Here is an 18,033-nt window from a genome sequence, read left to right on the forward strand (position 1 = left end):
CAGACTACGCCCTGCCGCGGCCTGACGGTAGGGGACCTGCCGCGTGCGGCCTACACTGCTGACTATGCGTCTCATGATTGCCGGCGGCGGCGGTTTCCGCGTGCCGCTTGTGTACCGGGCTTTGGGCTCCGGGCCCTTCGCCGGGCTGGTCAGCGAGGTGGTCCTGTACGACGTCGACCCCGGCCGCCTTGAGGCGATCACCGCTGTGCTGCGCGCCATGCCCGTGCCCGACGGCGGCGGTACCCCCGGCGGGCGCCTGGCTCCTGCCATCCGCACCGCCACGTCCCTGCCGGAAGCCCTGGCCGGAGCGGACCTCGTGTTCGCAGCGATCCGTCCCGGCGGCACGGCGGGCCGGATCGCCGACGAGCGGGTGGCCCAGGACCTTGGCCTGCTGGGGCAGGAAACCACGGGTGCGGGCGGCATCTCCTATGCCTTGCGGACCATCCCGGAAATGCTGCACCTCGCACGGCTGATGCGCGAGCTGTGCCCGGGCGCGTGGCTGATCAACTTCACCAACCCTGCGGGCATGGTCACCGGGGCCCTCGTGCCCGTCCTCGGCCGGAAAGTCATCGGAATCTGCGATTCGGCGGGCGGCCTGGTGCACCGGGCGGCGCGAGCAGCGGGCGTCCCGCTGGCGGACGGACGGCTCGACGGCGTCGGCTACTACGGGCTGAACCATCTCGGCTGGCTGTACCGGCTGGAGTCCGGCGGCCGGGATCTGCTCCCCGGGCTTCTTGCCGACGCAAACGCGCTGCAGACGTTCGAGGAGGGCAGGCTCTTCCCGCAGCCGTTCCTCGCCGGGCTGGGCGCACTGCCCAACGAATACCTCTATTACTACTACCAGCGGGACAGTGCAGCGGCCGCGATGCGTGCCATGCCCGCCACCCGCGGGGAGTCCATCCACCGCCAGCAAGCCGGGCTGTATCCGCGGCTCGCCGCTGCCGGCAGCGACGCCTATCGACTCTGGGACGATGCCCGCCGCTCCCGTGAGGAAGGCTATCTCGCCGAGGCCCGGACACACGGCGAGCAGCGCGACGAGGCGGACCTTGCCGGCGGCGGGTACGAACGCGTGGCACTTGCGGTCATGAGGGCCCTGGCCGGGGCCGGCGACGCGCAGCTGATCCTGAACACGCCCAACAGGCTGGGCGCGGCGCACAGTACCCCGGGCCAAAGCACCCCGGGCCAAAGTACCCCGGGCGAACCGGCTATTCCCGGGCTGCAGGCGGACGCCGTCGTCGAGGTTCCGTGCACTGTAACGCCCGACGGCGCGGTGCCGCTTCCGCAGTCAGCGCCGGCTCCGGAGCAGCTGGCGTTGCTGCGCCAGGTGAAGGAGGTCGAACGGCTCACTGTCCGGGCAGCCACCCTCGGGGACCGTGCGGCAGCCGTTGAGGCGTTCGCCCGGCATCCCCTGGTGGACCCGGCCGGGCTGGGGGCGGCCCTGCTGGCCGGCTATGAACAGGCGTTCCCGGCGTTGCGGCAGCTCTGGCGGCGGCAGGAGTAGTGTTTTACCGAGTGGTCAACAGCGCGGCCGGCGCTCGTTCCGGGAGCGGGAAGGGGAAGGGATGACACAGATCCGCAGGGTCGCTCTACTCTCCCTCCACACCTCCCCGATGGAGCAGCCGGGCTCCGGTGACGCCGGCGGAATGAACGTCTACATCCGCGAGCTGGCATCTGCGCTGGCGGAAACCGGCGTGGAAGTGGAAATCTTCACGCGTGCCACCTCAGCCCAGCAGCCCGCCGTCGAACATCCGGACCCCGGCGTGTGCGTGCACAACGTGCTGGCCGGGCCGTCGCGGCGGATCCCGAAGGAAGAGCTTCCGGAGCTGCTGCACAGCATGGTGGCCGAGATCGAGCAGATCCGGCGGCGCCAGAAACACGGCAGGTATGACGTCATCCACTCGCACTACTGGGTGTCCGGGATCGCGGGCCTCGAACTGTCCGAGCTCTGGGGCGTGCCATTGGTCCACACCATGCACACCATGGCCAAGGTGAAGAACCTCCTGCTGGAATCCGGCGAGAAACCCGAGCCGCGGCGGAGGGAAGAGGGCGAGCACCGGATCGTCGACGGCGCCACACGCCTGATCGCCAACACCAGCGCCGAGGCCGCCGAACTCGAGTCCCACTACGGTGCAGACCTCGACCGGATAGACATCGCACCGCCGGGCGTGGACCTGGGCACTTTCACCCCCGCCTTCCGGTCGAGGTCCCGGGCCGAACATGGCGTGGCCCCGGAGACCTTCCACATTCTCTTCGCCGGACGGATCCAGCGTCTGAAAGGACCGCAGATCCTCCTCAAGGCCGCCGCCAAACTGCGGTCCCGGCGTCCGGACATCGATCTCCGGCTCACCATCCTGGGGGCGCTCAGCGGCAACAAGGATTTCAACCTCCGGCAGCTGATCACAGAGTCCGGAATGGACGACGTCGTCACGCACCTTCCGCCGGTCAGCGCACCTGAGCTGGCGTCCTGGTTCAGGGCGGCCGACGTTGTGGTGATGCCTTCCTACAGTGAGTCCTTTGGCCTGGTGGCGCTCGAAGCCCAGGCCTGCGGAACGCCGGTGATCGGCACCCGGGTGGGCGGGCTCTCCCGGGCCATCAGCCACGGCCGCACCGGGCTGCTGGTGGACGGGCACCACGCCTCGGACTGGGCAGACGCGCTTGAAGCCATGTACGACGATCCTGCCACCCGTGAGGTCATGGGGCTCGCTGCGGCAATCCAGGCCCAGAACTCCGGCTGGCAGCACACTGCCGCCCTCACGCTGGAAACGTACCGCGCCGCCGTCGACGACTACCTGGGGCGCCGGCTGATACCGGCGGTGCCTGCTGTTCCTGCTGTTCCTTCCGTACCGATGCCCTAGACCGAACCCGGCTGTACCCGACCAAAGGACAAGGATGTCTGAACGGAATACCCTCAGCGACCTCGAGATCGCCCGGCAGGCCACAATCCGGCCCATCGAAGAGATTGCCGCAGCCGCCGGCATCAACGGGTCCGCCTTGGAACAGTACGGGCGGTACAAGGCCAAGATCGACCCCGCGCGGCTTGAGGCCCCGGCACCGGCCGGGAAGGTGGTGCTGGTCTCGGCGATGTCGCCCACGCCCGCGGGTGAGGGAAAGTCCACCACGACGGTGGGGTTGGCTGATTCGCTGGCCCGGCTGGGCCACAAGGTGATGATCGCCTTGCGCGAGCCCTCGCTTGGCCCCGTCCTGGGCATGAAGGGCGGCGCCACGGGCGGCGGCTACTCCCAGGTGCTGCCCATGGATGAGATCAACCTGCACTTCACGGGTGATTTCCATGCGATCACTTCGGCCAACAACGCGCTGATGGCCCTCGTGGACAACCACATCTACCAGGGCAACGAGCTGGATATCGATCCGCGGCGGATGACGTTCAAGCGGGTCCTGGACATGAACGACAGGGCGCTCCGTGAGGTGGTCATCGGCCTCGGCGGACCCACCCAGGGTGTCCCCCGGCAGGATGGTTTCGACATCACGGTCGCTTCCGAGATCATGGCCGTTTTCTGCCTGGCCGAGAACCTGGCCGATCTCCGCGAGCGCCTCGGCAGGATCACGTTCGGCTACACCTACGCCCGGGTGCCGGTCACGGTGGCGGACCTCGGCGTCCAGGGCGCACTGACCCTGCTGCTCAAGGAGGCCATCAAACCAAACCTCGTGCAGACCATCGCCGGGACCCCTGCGCTGGTTCACGGCGGCCCGTTTGCGAACATCGCGCACGGCTGCAACTCACTGATCGCAACCCAGACGGCGCGGCGGCTCGCGGACATTGTGGTCACGGAGGCCGGCTTCGGGGCTGATCTGGGGGCGGAGAAGTTCATGGACATCAAGGCGCGGGTGGGCGGGCTGGCGCCGTCCGCCGTCGTCGTCGTGGCGACCATCCGCGCGCTGAAGATGCACGGCGGCGTGGCGGCGGACAGGCTCCGTGAACCCGACCTCGAGGCGCTGCAGGCGGGGGTGGCGAACCTCCGCAGGCACGTGCACAACGTGGAGAAGTTCGGCGTGGCCCCGGTGGTTGCCATCAACAGGTTCTCGTCCGACACGGAGGAGGAGCTCGACTGGCTGCTGGAGTGGTGTGCGGCGGAGGGCGTCCAGGCCGCGGTGGCCGACGTCTGGGGCCGAGGCGGCGGCGGGGACGGCGGCGACGAACTGGCAGCCAAGGTTGCGGCGGTGGTGGCCGCACCGAACAGTTTCAGGCACCTGTATTCCCTGGATCTGCCTGTGGAGGAGAAGATCAGGACCATCGCCCAGGAGATCTATGGCGCGGACGGCGTGGACTTCTCCGTACCAGCCCTGAAGCGGCTGGCAGACATCGAAAAAAACGGCTGGACCGGGCTGCCCGTCTGCATGGCCAAAACCCAGTACTCCTTCAGCGACGAAGCCGCCAGGCTCGGCGCGCCGAAGGGCTTCACCATCCACGTCCGCGACCTCATTCCCAAGACCGGCGCAGGGTTCATCGTGGCCCTGACCGGTGCGGTAATGACCATGCCCGGCCTGCCCGCGGCCCCCGCAGCGATGCGCATGGACGTGGACGACGAAGGCAACCCCGTAGGCCTCACCTGACCCTTTCCGATCCTCTGGCACCTCCTGCGTGTTTACGGCCAACCCTCTGGCACCTCCTGCGCCTTTTCCGCCGACCCTCTGGCACTTCCCAAAGCCCGAATGAGCCCCTGTGGATAACTTCTGCGGCCGCACAAGGTTTTGAGCCACAATGCCAGCATGGAAAAGCCTCAAGCGCTGCCCGGACCGTTGGCGGCCGCCCCGTTCACATTCGCATCAGCACTTGCCTCCGGTGTCCCGCCACGCAGGCTCCGCCTCCGTGATGTGATCCACGTTGGTCGAGGACTCTACCGGCCTTCGGACTGGGACTTCGATCTTGAAGGGGCCGCCCGGGCACTTTCAGCCGCATCGCCTGGCGTCTGGATCTCACACGTCACTGCAGCCCGGCTTAGATGTCAGCTGCTGCCTCCCTGGCTTGCAGATTCCACCCAGCTCCATTTGAGCAAGCCCCGCTCGCTCTCACCGGTCCGGCGGAAGGGAGTCTGCGGCCATACCGTACTTGCGCTGGAGGACGAGATCGAACTGGTCGACGGCATCCGGATGAGCACCCGGTCCCGCACTTGGCTGGATTTGGCCCGGACCTTGCCACTCAGCGACCTGGTCAGCATGGGAGATGAACTGCTCCGCATCCCGAGGCTCGACTTCGAGCAGAGGACAGAGCCCTCCGCCACGACTGCAGGGCTGCGTGCGTTGCTCAGCCGTCACCCGAACCTGCAGGGCGTGGTCCGGGCTCGTGAGGCCATGGACCTGATGCGTGTGGGTGCGGACTCCGCGCCCGAGTCGCTCCTTCGCTTGGCCCTCGCGGATGCCGGCCTACCCGAGCCAGAGCTCCAGGTCCCCTTGCGCGCAGGTGATGAGCTCTCGCCGTCGGCGGATCTCGGTTACCGTCATCGTCGGCTGGCCATCCAGTACGACGGCGGACATCACCTCCTCGACGCGCAGATCCTCAGCGACAGGAGACGCGACAAGGCTTTTGAATCAGCCGGCTGGACTGTGCTGGTGTTCGACAAGTCCGATCTTGCTGACCGTTTCGAGCTCGCAGTTGTGAAGGTCAAGCGGGCGCTGCGCACAGGATGGCTTGACCACCCCCAGTCGGCAGGTTTCGCCAGCATTGACTGATAGAGCGTTCGCCTGAAACCTGCAGGAACTGGTGGAGCGTCTGATGGAAACCGAGGTTAAGTGCCGGAGCGTCGGCCGGGAGGGTGAGGGGCGCGGGGCGCCCTCGGGCCGGCGTCGGGCCTTCTACCGGGACTTTACCGCTCAGTCAGTGGAGCTGATCCTGTTGACCAGGAGAATCAACCTGTAAACATACGGCGGCTGCCCTGACTCAGGGGCAGCATTCCAGTCGCGGCTAATGTAGACGTTCACCTCCGTGCGGAAGTCCCCCACCGGCGTCGTCTGGCAGCCGTAATTTCTGACGCTATTCGCGACCGGGCTCTTTTCGTCGACGGAGAGGTCCAGGCAGTCCGAGAACTTCAGGAGGTAGCGGGAATCGGTGATCATCCGGATGACGTCCTGAGCCTTCGGAGCATCGTAGCGCTCCCAGATCCGTTGAATGCCGGGGCACCGTACCGCGACGCAATACGCTCCGGGTTCTTTGAAGTGATCTTTGGTCAGGGTCCAGCCGTCGCCCGGGACGAACTGGTCGGCTGCCGCCCTCACACGCGGGACGGCTTCGGCACTCTTGTTGTAGTCCTGCCACAGGAACCCGGCGAAGAGGGCAGCAACAATGCCAAAGACGCATGCCAACGCCAGGCCGAATTTGAGCCACCACTTCATGCTGCCCCCCACGTCAGCGACCATAGCGGTCGGTTCAGTGTAGCGCCGGGCGCCCTGCGGACCCACGCACCACGCTCCCCCACCGATCAAGGTGAGAGAGCGTTAGGTCAAAACCCGCAGGAGGTGCAAGAGCGTTGCGCGAAAACCTGCAGGAAGTGCGAGAGCGTTGGGGTTAGCGCTCCAGGTCGCCGCGGATGAAGGCCTCGACCTTTTCCCGGGCGAGGTCGTCGTTGAACTGCTCCGGCGGGGACTTCATGAAGTAGCTCGATGCCGAGAGCAGCGGGCCGCCGATGCCGCGGTCCAGGCCGATCTTCGCGGCACGGATGGCGTCAATGATCACGCCGGCCGAGTTGGGTGAGTCCCAGACTTCCAGCTTGTATTCGAGCGACACGGGGGCGTCACCGAAGTTGCGGCCTTCGAGGCGGACAAAGGCCCACTTGCGGTCATCCAGCCACTGGACGTAGTCGGACGGGCCGATGTGGACGTCCCGGGGCGCGATGTCTGCCTCGACGTTGGAGGTGACGGCCTGGGTCTTGGAGATCTTCTTGGACTCAAGGCGATCGCGCTCCAGCATGTTCTTGAAGTCCATGTTGCCGCCGACGTTCAGCTGGTAGGTGCGGTCCAGCGTGACGCCGCGGTCTTCGAAGAGCTTGGCCATGACACGGTGCGTGATGGTGGCACCGATCTGGGACTTGATGTCGTCGCCCACGATCGGGACACCGGCGGCGGTGAACTTGTCAGCCCAGGTCTTGGTGCCGGCGAGGAACACGGGAAGCGCGTTGACGAAGGCCACCCCGGCGTCGATCGCTGCCTGCGCGTAGAACTCTGCTGCTTCCTGCGAACCGACGGGCAGGTAGCAGACCATAACGTCGACCTTCGCTTCGCGCAGGGCGGCGACAACGTCAACGGGCTCTTCGGTGGACTGCTCGATGGTCTCGAGGTAGTACTTGCCGAGTCCGTCCAGCGTGTGGCCGCGCTGCACGGTCACACCGGTGGGCGGTACATCGGCGATCTTGATGGTGTTGTTTTCGCTGGCGAGAATGGCATCCGCGAGGTCAACGCCGACCTTCTTGCCGTCCACGTCGAACGCGGCCACGAACTGGACGTCGTTGACGTGGTACTTGCCGAACTCCACGTGCATCAGGCCGGGGATCGTGGCCTGGGGATCGGCGTCACGGTAATACTGCACACCCTGAACCAGCGAGGCGGCGCAGTTACCCACACCAACGATTGCAACACGAATCGGATTTGAAGACACGGAACTCCTTTGAAGACAACTTCAGCCATCCCGGCAGTGAGTACTGGAAAGTACGACGGCGGACGGCAGGCAGAGCGCCATTCGGCGCCTTTTCATCTTACCCAACTGCGCAGGGGCCAGGAATGTTCCCGCCCCCTGCCAGCCGGTGTGTGACGAGCTGCTTACTTCTGCTTCCAGAGATTGATGTCCGACTCCACCGCGAACTCGTCGATGGCATGCAGTTCCTCGTCCGTGAAGTCCAGGTTGCTGATGGCGGACAGGCTGTCTTCCAGCTGCCGGACGCTGGACGCGCCCACCAGGGCGGATGTTACGGACGAGCCCTTGCCCTGCTCGCGGAGGATCCAGGCGATGGCCATCTGCGCGAGGGACTGGCCCCGGCCCTCGGCAATCCGGTTGAGCCCGCATATCCGGTCCAGGTTTTCCTCGGTGATCATGCCCTCGTCCAGGGACTTGTCCTGCGCTGCCCGTGAATCCGAGGGCACGCCCTTGAGGTAGCGGTCCGTGAGCATCCCCTGGGCCAGCGGCGAGAAGGCGATGGAGCCGGCGCCCGCCTGGTCCAGGGCCTCATAGAGGTTGGGCGAACCGTTCTCAGTCCAGCGGTTCAGCATGGAGTAGCTCGGCTGGTGGATCAGCAGGGGCGTACCCAGTTCCTTCAGGATCCGTGCCGCTTCCAGGGTCTGCTCCGGAGTGTAGGACGAGATGCCGGCGTAGAGTGCTTTGCCGGAGCGTACGGCCTGGTCCAGCGCTCCCATGGTCTCTTCCATGGGGGTTTCCGGGTCCGGGCGGTGGCTGTAGAAGATGTCAACGTAGTCCAGGCCCATCCGCGCCAGCGACTGGTCCAGGCTGGCCAGCAGGTACTTGCGGGAGCCAAAGTTGCCGTAGGGTCCGGGCCACATGTCGTAGCCGGCCTTGCTGGAGATGATGAGTTCATCGCGGTACGGCCTGAAGTCGTCCTTGAAATGGCGGCCGAAGTTGGTCTCGGCGGCGCCGTAGGGCGGGCCGTAGTTGTTGGCGAGGTCGAAGTGGGTGACGCCGAGATCGAACGCGCGGCGCAGGATGGCGCGCTGCACTTCGAAGGGCTTGTCGTCACCGAAGTTATGCCACAGGCCCAGCGAAATGGCAGGGAGCTTCAGTCCGCTGCGGCCGACGCGGCGGTAGGGCATGGATTCGTAACGGTTTTCCGCGGCTGAATAAGTCATAGCCACCATCCTGCCAGCTGTGACGCGCACAACAGACCGCGAGGGGCACGGTTACGGCCGCGGAGCCGGCAATGCGTTGACGACGTCGGCAATTGACTTCTCGTATTGGGGCGCCTGGAGGTAGTCGCTGTGGCTTACCACCATGAACTGATAGCTGAAGGGGTCCATTTCCTGGGCATAGGCGTCGCTCTCGACGTTCTCGGCACCTCCTGGACCCTTGTACAGGACAGGGAAGCCGAGGTAGTCCGTCTTGCGGTACAGGTTCACCCATCTGTTGGAGCCGCCGCCGAGGATATGGCTGAGGTTCTGGTAGGCCGGGCCTGTCGGACCGCCCACTTCGGCCCGGTCATCATCCGGGCTTCCGGCCGCGGTGAGCCTGGTTTTGGCAGCCGGGGCAGTGGCGAGGACTGCCGGGCCAAAGAGTTCGGGGAAGAAGCGGCCGAAGTACTGCCTCAGCTGCGTTCCGTAGGTCAGCAGGCCGATCCGGTTGAAGGGCAGGTCCGGCCGCGTCGACTTCAGGTGGAACAGGGAGCTGACGGCGATTGCCGCGCCCAGGCTGTGCGCGGAGATCGCCACCATCCCGGTCCTGGCAGGCGGCGCGCCGTCCATGCCGTCCAGCCAGGCAGCGATCCGGGCGGCGAATTCCGGTACCGCCCGCTCGCCGTAGCTGGGCGGCCCGAACGGGTGGGCGGTCTTTGGCATGAAACACATCAGGTCCCACAGCAGCGCCAACGGCCGGGAATTGGGCCTGGCGGACAGCACCGCAAGGCCAAGAATCGTGGCGCCGGCTGCCGCAAGGCCAAGGATTCCCATGCCTTCGATGAACATATACAGTCCGGCCGCCCCTCCCATTCCCCACACGTCCTTGACGCTTGCCAGGACCAGGGCGGACAGCAGTCCCAGAAAGATGAGGATGGCCAGCAGGGAAACCACGGCTTCGGCCCGGTGGGCGAGGGAAGCGGTCCGCCGGGCAGCAACGAGTTTCTGGCCGGCTGCTTCCCGCTGAGGCAGTGGCGGAAGCGCATCGTACGCCGCCAGGAGTTCCGCCACCGCGGCGTCCGGGGTGTTCCACTCCATCCGCTGCACGGCCCGCAGCGAACAGATCCCCCATGCGGCCGCGGCCGCCAGGATCACCACGAGCAGCAACCCGCTGAAGAGGGTGAAGACCGACGGCGGAACCAGGACGTCGGCGACGATAGGGCCGAATCTCCACATGCCGTCGTCGGTGGCGCTTCGGCGCTCAAGATTTCGCTGCAGGACGGTGGCGGCGCCCCCAACGATTGCGCAACTGAGAATCGTTGCCGCGCCCAGCGCCAGCGTCGAGAAGACCGCGGCGCCTTTGCCCTGCCAGCCCAGCATCCGCTTCTCATAGTTGGGCCGGGTGAGCAGGCTCATGCTGAGAATCACCGCGAGCATCACCAGCATGAGTGCAGCAGGGGCGCCTCCGAGCCCGAGCAGGCGGGTTGCCTTCGCGCCGCCACAGTCAACGGTGGTGCAGGGAAGGATGGAGGCAAACACAGCCATAAAGGCGGCAGCGAAGGACCCGAGGCCGATCCACCGCAGCAAGGGCTTCCCTTCCTTGGACGGCAGGTCCGGATTCTGCCACGACTTCCGGACCGTTTCTATCCCTGCGGCCACTACAGCTCCGGCCGCGACCACCCAAGCCACCGCGAGCACGTACGCCAGTGGGCTGACGTGTCCGGACCCCAACTGTGGAAGGCACTCGGAAATGAAGGTGCCCGCGTTGCCGCAGGAATCGCCGCCCACCCGCTGCCAGAAACCGTCCCAGGAAATGATGGCGGCAATCGCCGCGAGAGCCGCCCACACGTGCAGCAGACCGTTGTAGCGGATCTCCTTCCGGGCCTCCCACAGGTCCCGGACCATGAGGGTGGGCAGCACCGGTATGGATTGGACACCCGGCGCGGACAAACCCGGCGCGCCTGCCCCGAGGCTTGGCCTGGGATGGAACCGGGTCCGTGCCAGGTAGGCGATGGCGCCCAGGATGCCCACCGCCAGCATGGGCATGACGGCGAACAACGCAACGCGCTGACCCCGGCTCCAGCCGGCCAGCCCGTCCAGGAAGGAGGGCAAGGCAGAGCAGACCCGGCCCGACTGGCCGTCAACGTCCGCCGGGAAACACTGGACCGCGATCAGGTCCATTGAAACCACGGCCACCGTCACCACGAAGTAGAGGGTCAGAACGAGAGCGAACAGCCTGATCCGGCCCGCACCGTCGTGCCCGGGTTGCCATCCGCTCGCGTAGTCCACGCGGGGAACTGTCAGCCTCGCCACGGCCTCTGTGGCCGGGGCCGCGGCCCGGTCTGCCGCCGGGTCTGTTGCCTGGCCCGCCGCCGGGGCTGTCGCCGGGTCTGCCTCCGCCAACTGCTGCATGACAGGCAGCGGACGGCTCCAGTAGGCGGCGTTGGTGAGCCCGAACGGCATGAGCAGGAACCACGCCGTCCGCACGGCGGCGTCGCCGAGCTTCCCGGCCATTCCGACCCCCGTGAACCGGGCCAGCCGGCCCCACGAATAGGCTTCCACCAGGCGTGTGCTGCCGCCGTCGTCCTTCGCCCGGTAAAAGCCCGCGAGCTCATCACCCCAGGAAAGCTCGACGTCGTCCGGCTTGAGGGACCGGCTGCCCGACCGGAGAAGCTCATTCGGCGGGGTGTTGCGGATGCCATGGATCCGGAGTTCCAGCATGGCCGGAACATCTGACGCGCTGTCCACGTGGTCACCCATGACGGCCTCCGTCGCCCACCATCACCGAGCCGCCGATCACGGCTGGTCAGTACGCGCATAGTACGCCGGTGTAATTCCAGTGTCTACGTCACTTTGAGGCTACTTAGGCCCCAGCAGCCAGAACCGCCCCACTGTGCGCTGCGAGCAGGAACGAATCGCCGTCCTGCAATGAACGTTCGTCGGTCGACAGCAGCACCGCGCCGGTGCCTGCCGGAAGCCGGACAGGTTCGGCGGAGAAGTTCAGCAGCACCTCCACCGATCCGCGGCCGAAACGCAGCCAGCCGGCGTCGTCGTCGAACGTTACGTCAGTGTCCGCGAACCCCAAGCCGGCCAGTTCCGGGTAGGTGCGCCGCAAAGCTGTCAGCGAGCGGTAGAGTTCCAGCAGCCGCGCGTGGTCGCCGGTGGCGGCCTCGTCCCAGTTGAGCTTGGAGCGCCGGAAAGTTTCCGGGTCCTGCGGATCGGGTACGACGGCGGGATCCCAGCCCATGCGCTCGAACTCGCGGATCCTGCCCTCCGCCGTTGCCTTGCCCAGCTCGGGTTCGGGGTGTGAGGTGAAGAACTGCCAGGGCGTGGAGGCCCCGAATTCCTCACCCATGAAGAGCATGGGAGTAAACGGCGACAGCAGCGTCAGCACCGCCGTGACGGCCAGCGGGCCATACGGCAGGGACTGCGAGAGCCTGTCGCCGATGGCCCGGTTGCCGATCTGGTCGTGGTTCTGGCTGCACACCACCAGGGCCTCGGGGTGGACCAGGGAGGTGTTGATGGGCCGGCCATGGTGGCGTCCGCGGAAGCTGGAATAGCTGCCGTCGTGCAGGAAGCCGTCCTTGAGGACCTTGGCCAGCACGCCCACGGACGCGAAGTCGGAGTAGTAGCCTGCCGTCTCGCCGCTCACGTTGACGTGGACAGCGTGGTGAAAGTCGTCGCTCCACTGGCCGGCCAGGCCGTACCCGTTGGCGTCACGCGGGTAGATCAGCCGCGGGTTGTTCAGGTCCGATTCGGCGATCAGCGTCTTGGGGAGCCCTGTCTCCGCGGCGATGGCGTCGCCCAGCGCGCCCAGGTCCTCCAGGAGGTGAACAGCCCGCTCGTCCTTCAACGCGTGGACTGCGTCGAGGCGCAGGCCGTCTACGTGGTAATCCCGGAGCCACAGAGCGGCGTTGTCCAGGATGTATTCCCGGACGATGTCGGACCCTGGGCCGTCGAGGTTGACGGAGTCACCCCATGTGTTGGCGTCGCCCTGGTTGAGGTAGGGGCCGAATTTGGGCAGGTAGTTGCCGCTGGGTCCCAGGTGGTTGTAAACCACGTCCTGGATGACCCCGATGCCAGCCGCATGGGCCGCGTCCACAAAACGCTGGTAGGCAGCCGGGCCGCCGTAGCCTTCGTGGACCGCGAACCACTGGACGCCGTCGTAGCCCCAGTTGTGGGTGCCGTTGAACCCGTTGACGGGCAACAGCTCCACAAAATCGACGCCGAGCTCCGCCAGGTAGCCTAGCTTTCCGGCCGCCGAATCCAGGGTTCCTTCGGGGGTGAAGGTTCCCACGTGGAGTTCGTAGATCACCGCGCCGCGCAGTTCCTTGCCGCGCCAGCCTGCGTCCTGCCACTGGTAGGAGGCGGGATCGTAGGTGCGGGACAGCGCATGGACACCGTCCGGAACACGGCGGGAGCGGGGGTCCGGCAGCGGGTGGGCGTCGCCGTCGAGCAGGTAGCCATAATCCACGTCCGCGTCCCCGGGGGCGTCCGGCGCGGACCACCAGCCTTCGGCTCCGGGAGCAGCCGGAACCTGCACCATGGGGTACTGCTGACCGTTGGCGAGCAGCGTGACGTCCGAGGCGTTCGGCGCCCAGACGTCGAACTGGCCGGAACCGTTGTGCATCAGGCTCACGCGTTGTCTCCGTTCACGGGCACCATCAGCGCCACAGGGTAGGGCTGGAGGATATCGGCCACCGGAACGGGTCCCGGGCCATACGTCCGCGCGGTGAGTTCGTCCCGGAAAGCAGTGGGAAGCTCGACGGCGGTGTCCCGCCAGCCGCCCGACCGTTCCAGTCCGTAGGGAAGCCGGGTTGCGAGCGTCACAGCGCCCGTTGCGCCCGAAGCGCCCCGGCCGAAAGCGACGAGGTGGTCAGCGGCAGCACCTGACGCCGTCAGCGGCTGGTACCCCCGGAACAGCTCCGGGCGGTCCCGCCGCAGGCGCAGGGCACGGGAGGTCACCAGCAGTTTGGTGGCCTCATCCTGGACGTCTGAGGGCAGGACACCGTTATCCAGTTCGGCAAGGGCGGACTCGCGCGCGCCAAAGTCGAACGGACGCCGGTTGTCCGGGTCGGTCAGGGACCGGTCCCAGAACTCGGTGCCCTGATACACGTCCGGAACCCCGGGCATGGTCAGCTGGAGCAGCTTCAGGGCCAGCGAGTTGATGGCACCGAACGGGGCAATGGTGTCCACAAAGTCCACCACGAGAGAGTTCACGGCAGGGTTATCGAAGGCCGAGTCCACAGCTTTCATGACGGCGGCCTCGAACTCTTCGTCCGGGTCCGTCCACGTAGTGGAGTTGCCGGCCTCCCTGGCAGCCTTTTCGGCGTAGCCGTGGAGGCGTTCACGGCTGGCAGGCCAAGCCCCCACGACGGCCTGCCAGAGCAGAGTGGAGAACGGACCGTCCGGGACCGGCGCAGCGTCGCGGAGCGCGGTCAGCGTCCGGGTCCATTCCGGAACGCGCTCGGCGATGACCGAGATCCGGGCCCGGACATCCTCACTGCGCTTGGTGTCGTGGGTGCTCAGCGTGGTCATGGACAGCGGGATCTCCGTCTGGCGCTTCTGCATCCGCCGGTGGAATTCCTCCACGGACAGGGAGAACTCCACCGGATCCGCGCCAACCTCGGTGAGGGTTCCCAGCCGGGTGTAACGGTAGAACGCCGTGTCCTCCACGCCCTTGGCCATGACCATGCCGGACGTCTGCTGGAACCGCCGGCCGAGCTCGGTCTCAGGCTTCAGCAACAGGGGCAGCAGCACGTCCACCGCGTCGGAAAGATCCGGCCTGGACTCCGAAGCCACCACGCATGCTTCGCGCAGGATGTCCTCGCCCGTGGGCAGGTAGGTGCGGTACACCGGGAACGCCGCAATGATCTGGGCGATGGCATCGGCGGCCGCATCCTCGGTCAGGCCGGCGTCGGCGGGCACCAGGCGTGCCAGGCGCAAGACCTCCGCACGCAGGATCCCGTCCGCAATAGCGCGCTTGGTGCCAAGGATCATCGCCGCATAGTCAGCCGGCTCAGTGGCACCGCGAAGCTCCGCATCCAGTGCGTTCAGGCGCGCCTCGCCTGCCGGGTCCACGAGCACGCGGTCAAGATCGGCCAGGGCGTCGTAGCCGGTGGTCCCCTCGCAGTCGAATTCCGCGGGGAGCTCCTCCCCCGGTTCCAGGATCTTCTCCACCAGGACGTAGGCTCCGCCGCTGATCTCCTTGAGCCGGCGCAGGTACCCTTCCGGATCCGCCAGGCCATCGGGGTGGTCCACGCGCAGGCCGTCCACCAGCCCCTCGCTGAACCAGCGCTTCACTTCCGCATGGGCCTCGTCAAAGACCCGGGGATCCTCCACCCGGATGCCGGCCAGCGTGCTGACGGCGAAGAAGCGCCGGTAGTTCAGCTCGCGGTCCGCGCGGCGCCAGGAGACCAGCTCGTAGTGCTGCCGGCTGTGCACCGCCTGCGGTGAGTCGCCGTCCGAGTAGGAGCCCTCCGTCAGGGGGAAGCGGTGGTCGTAGTAGTGCAGTTCACCGTCCGTGACCTCCAGCTTGTCCAGGTCCTCATCCGAACCCAGCACGGGCAGACGGATCCGGCCCCCGCCGAAGTCCCAGTCGACGTCGAACGCGTCAGCGTAAGGCGACTTCTGCCCTTCCTGCAGCAGCGACCACCACCACGGATTCTGGGCAGGCGACGCCACCCCCACATGGTTGGGCACGATGTCCACCAGGACGCCCATGCCATGCTCGCGGGCAGCCTTGGACAGCGCGAGCAGTCCCTCTGGCCCGCCCCGCGACGGGTCCACGGAGGAAGGGTCCGTGACGTCGTAGCCGTGATCGGAACCCTGCTCCGCGGTCAGGATGGGCGAGAGATACACCCAGTCCGCCCCCAGGGACTTCAGGTACGGAACCCTTGCAGCGGCATCAAAGAGCGTGAAGCTGCTGCGGATCTGGAGCCGGTAAGTGGAGGCCGGGACCCTCATTTTTTGGCTTCCTTCTTCTGGCGGGACCCCACCTTCGTCGTCTTCCCGGGCTCAGCCACCATGGGTGCGCTGAGTGCCTCAGTTTCGCTGGTGGTGGTCTGGGTCAGCGCGGCCAGCGACGCGGCTACGGAGTGGTCAGGCTCCACATCGGGAACGCTGTGGGCACGGAGCACCACCAGGGACTTTGCATCCACCGGCAGGGCTTCGCCGGCCTTGACCGGCTCGGTGTCGGCGTTGTGGCCGGCGGTATCGATGATGATGTCCCAGGCGGTGGCGTACTCGTCGGAAGGCAGGGTGAAGTTCACCATGTCGTCATGGGCGTTGAAGTACAGCAGGAAGTTCACATCGGTGATCCGGCGTCCGCGGTTGTCCTTGCCCTGGATGCCGTCTCCGTTGAGGAACACACCCACGGACCGGCCGAAGCCGCTGTCCCAGGCTTCCGGCTCCATGGTGGTGCCGTCCGGGGCGAGCCATACGATGTCCGGCAGCCGCTCGCCTTCTCCTCGCAGCACGGGGCGCCCGTCGAAGAACCGGCTCCGGCGGAACGTGGGGTGTTTGGCGCGGAGCGCGTTGACCGCTGCCGTGAACTCAACCAGGGGCTGGTCGATGTTCTCCCAGTTGATCCAGGTGAGCTCTGAGTCCTGGCAGTAGCCGTTGTTGTTGCCCAGCTGGGTACGGCCCATTTCGTCGCCGTGCAGGAGCATGGGGACGCCCTGGGACAGGAGGAGGGATGCGATGAAGTTCCGCTGCTGGCGGGCGCGCAGGCCAAGGACAGCGGGGTCGTCGGTGGGGCCTTCCACTCCGCAGTTCCAGGACCGGTTGTGGGATTCGCCGTCGTTGTTGCCTTCGCCGTTGGCTTCGTTGTGCTTCTCGTTGTAGGACACGAGGTCCGCCAGCGTGAAACCGTCGTGGGCGGTGACGAAGTTGATGGACGCCACGGGACGGCGGCCAGAGTGCTCGTAGAGATCTGCCGAGCCGGTGATGCGGGAGGCGAATTCGCCCAGCGTGGCCGGCTCGCCGCGCCAGAAGTCACGGACGGTGTCGCGGTACTTGCCGTTCCACTCGGTCCACTGCGGCGGGAAGTTGCCCACCTGGTAGCCTCCGGGGCCAACGTCCCACGGCTCGGCGATCAGCTTGACCTGGGAAACTACCGGGTCCTGCTGGATGAGTTCGAAGAAGGTGGACAGCTTGTCCACATCGTAGAACTCGCGGGCCAGTGCGGAGGCGAGGTCGAACCGGAAACCGTCCACGTGCATGTCGGTGACCCAGTACCGGAGCGAGTCCATGAGCAGCTGCAGCGAGTGCGGCTGGCGGACGTTGAGCGAGTTGCCCGTGCCGGTGTAGTCCATGTAGTGCTTCTCATCGCCCTCCATCAGCCGGTAGTAGGAGGCGTTGTCGATGCCCTTGAAGGACAGGGTGGGGCCCAGGTGGTTGCCTTCGGCGGTGTGGTTGTACACCACGTCCAGGATCACTTCGATGCCGGCCCGGTGCAGCGAGCGGACCATGGCCTTGAAGTCCTGGACCTGCTGGCCGGTGTCGCCGGTGGAGCTGTAGGTGTTCTGCGGCGCGAAGAAGCCGATGGTGTTGTAGCCCCAGTAGTTGTTCAGGCCCTGGTCCTGCAGCGTGCCGTCATTGACGAACTGGTGCACGGGCATCAGTTCGATGGCCGTGACACCGAGCTTCTGCAGGTGCGAGATGACCGACGGGTGCGCCACGCCGGCGTAGGTGCCGCGCTGCTCTTCGGGGACTTCCGGGTGCAGCGCCGTGAGGCCCTTGACGTGTGCCTCGTAAATGACCGACTTGTGGTACGGGACACGGAGGTTGTGGTCGCCGTCCCAGTCGAAGAACGGGTTGATGACCACGCCCATCATCATGTGGGAAGCGGAGTCCTCGTTGTTGACCGAGTCAGGCTCGCCAAGGTTGTAGGAGAACAGCGAGGGGTCCCAGTCAACCTGCCCATGCACGGCTTTGGCGTAGGGGTCCAGGAGGAGCTTGTTCGGGTTGAACCTGCTGCCTGACGCAGGATCGTATGGACCGTAGACCCTGTAGCCGTACTTCTGGCCGGGCTGGACCTGCGGGATGTAGCCGTGCCACACGTAGCCGTCCACTTCATCGAGCTGGAAGCGTGTCTCCACGCCTTCCTCGTCGAAGAGGCACAGCTCCACTTTTTCAGCGTGTTCGCTGAAAAGCGCGAAGTTGGTGCCGGTTCCGTCAAATGTGGCGCCAAGCGGATACGCCGTTCCGGGCCAGATTTCCATATGTGCTCCTCATTGTTGTTCAACG

At 66.4% G+C, this 18,033-nt stretch carries 11 protein-coding genes; 4 read left to right on the forward strand and 7 right to left on the reverse strand.

What is annotated here, in order from left to right; genetic code table 11:
- Window positions 1-64: 64 nt before the first annotated feature.
- The 4 genes from ABIA70_RS03295 to ABIA70_RS03310 all read left to right on the forward strand — a co-directional run bounded on the left by ABIA70_RS03295 (window position 65) and on the right by ABIA70_RS03310 (window position 5,688).
- Complete coding sequence (locus ABIA70_RS03295; RefSeq protein ID WP_354146160.1) at window positions 65-1,501, forward strand: family 4 glycosyl hydrolase; 1,437 nt, start codon at window positions 65-67, stop codon at window positions 1,499-1,501.
- A 61-nt stretch (window positions 1,502-1,562) separates the two neighbouring features.
- Window positions 1,563-2,855, forward strand: a complete 1,293-nt coding sequence (gene mshA, locus ABIA70_RS03300) for a D-inositol-3-phosphate glycosyltransferase (protein ID WP_354146161.1) — start codon at window positions 1,563-1,565, stop codon at window positions 2,853-2,855.
- Between the two features lie 34 nt (window positions 2,856-2,889).
- Window positions 2,890-4,572: a formate--tetrahydrofolate ligase gene (locus ABIA70_RS03305; RefSeq protein ID WP_354146162.1), complete on the forward strand. Its 1,683-nt coding sequence runs from the start codon at window positions 2,890-2,892 to the stop codon at window positions 4,570-4,572.
- A gap of 156 nt (window positions 4,573-4,728) precedes the next feature.
- A complete protein-coding gene (locus ABIA70_RS03310) occupies window positions 4,729-5,688 on the forward strand; it encodes a DUF559 domain-containing protein (protein WP_354146163.1) in 960 nt (319 codons plus the stop codon).
- Window positions 5,689-5,829: 141 nt separating this feature from the next.
- Here ABIA70_RS03310 and ABIA70_RS03315 read toward each other — a convergent pair whose 3' ends face one another.
- The 7 genes from ABIA70_RS03315 to glgX form a co-directional block, all read right to left on the reverse strand.
- On the reverse strand, window positions 5,830-6,348 hold the full coding sequence (locus ABIA70_RS03315) for a hypothetical protein (protein WP_354146164.1): 519 nt from the start codon (window positions 6,346-6,348) through the stop codon (window positions 5,830-5,832).
- Between the two features lie 172 nt (window positions 6,349-6,520).
- Window positions 6,521-7,606, reverse strand: a complete 1,086-nt coding sequence (locus tag ABIA70_RS03320) for an inositol-3-phosphate synthase (protein ID WP_354146165.1) — start codon at window positions 7,604-7,606, stop codon at window positions 6,521-6,523.
- Window positions 7,607-7,767: 161 nt separating this feature from the next.
- Window positions 7,768-8,805 carry an L-glyceraldehyde 3-phosphate reductase gene (gene mgrA / locus ABIA70_RS03325; protein WP_354146166.1) on the reverse strand — a complete coding sequence of 346 codons (1,038 nt, stop codon included), beginning with the start codon at window positions 8,803-8,805 and terminating at the stop codon, window positions 7,768-7,770.
- Window positions 8,806-8,856: 51 nt separating this feature from the next.
- Window positions 8,857-11,544 (reverse strand): hypothetical protein, encoded by a 2,688-nt coding sequence (locus ABIA70_RS03330; protein WP_354146167.1) that lies wholly within the window; start codon window positions 11,542-11,544, stop codon window positions 8,857-8,859.
- Window positions 11,545-11,647: 103 nt separating this feature from the next.
- Complete coding sequence (treZ, locus tag ABIA70_RS03335) at window positions 11,648-13,414, reverse strand: malto-oligosyltrehalose trehalohydrolase (protein ID WP_354146586.1); 1,767 nt, start codon at window positions 13,412-13,414, stop codon at window positions 11,648-11,650.
- A 5-nt stretch (window positions 13,415-13,419) separates the two neighbouring features.
- On the reverse strand, window positions 13,420-15,750 hold the full coding sequence (gene treY, locus ABIA70_RS03340; RefSeq protein WP_354146168.1) for a malto-oligosyltrehalose synthase: 2,331 nt from the start codon (window positions 15,748-15,750) through the stop codon (window positions 13,420-13,422).
- Complete coding sequence (gene glgX, locus ABIA70_RS03345) at window positions 15,747-18,008, reverse strand: glycogen debranching protein GlgX (RefSeq protein WP_354146169.1); 2,262 nt, start codon at window positions 18,006-18,008, stop codon at window positions 15,747-15,749. Before glgX ends, treY begins: the two co-directional genes overlap by 4 nt.
- Between the last annotated feature and the right edge of the window lie 25 nt (window positions 18,009-18,033).

This window comes from Arthrobacter sp. 754, assembly GCF_040548695.1.
Classification (GTDB): Bacteria; Actinomycetota; Actinomycetes; order Actinomycetales; family Micrococcaceae; genus Arthrobacter.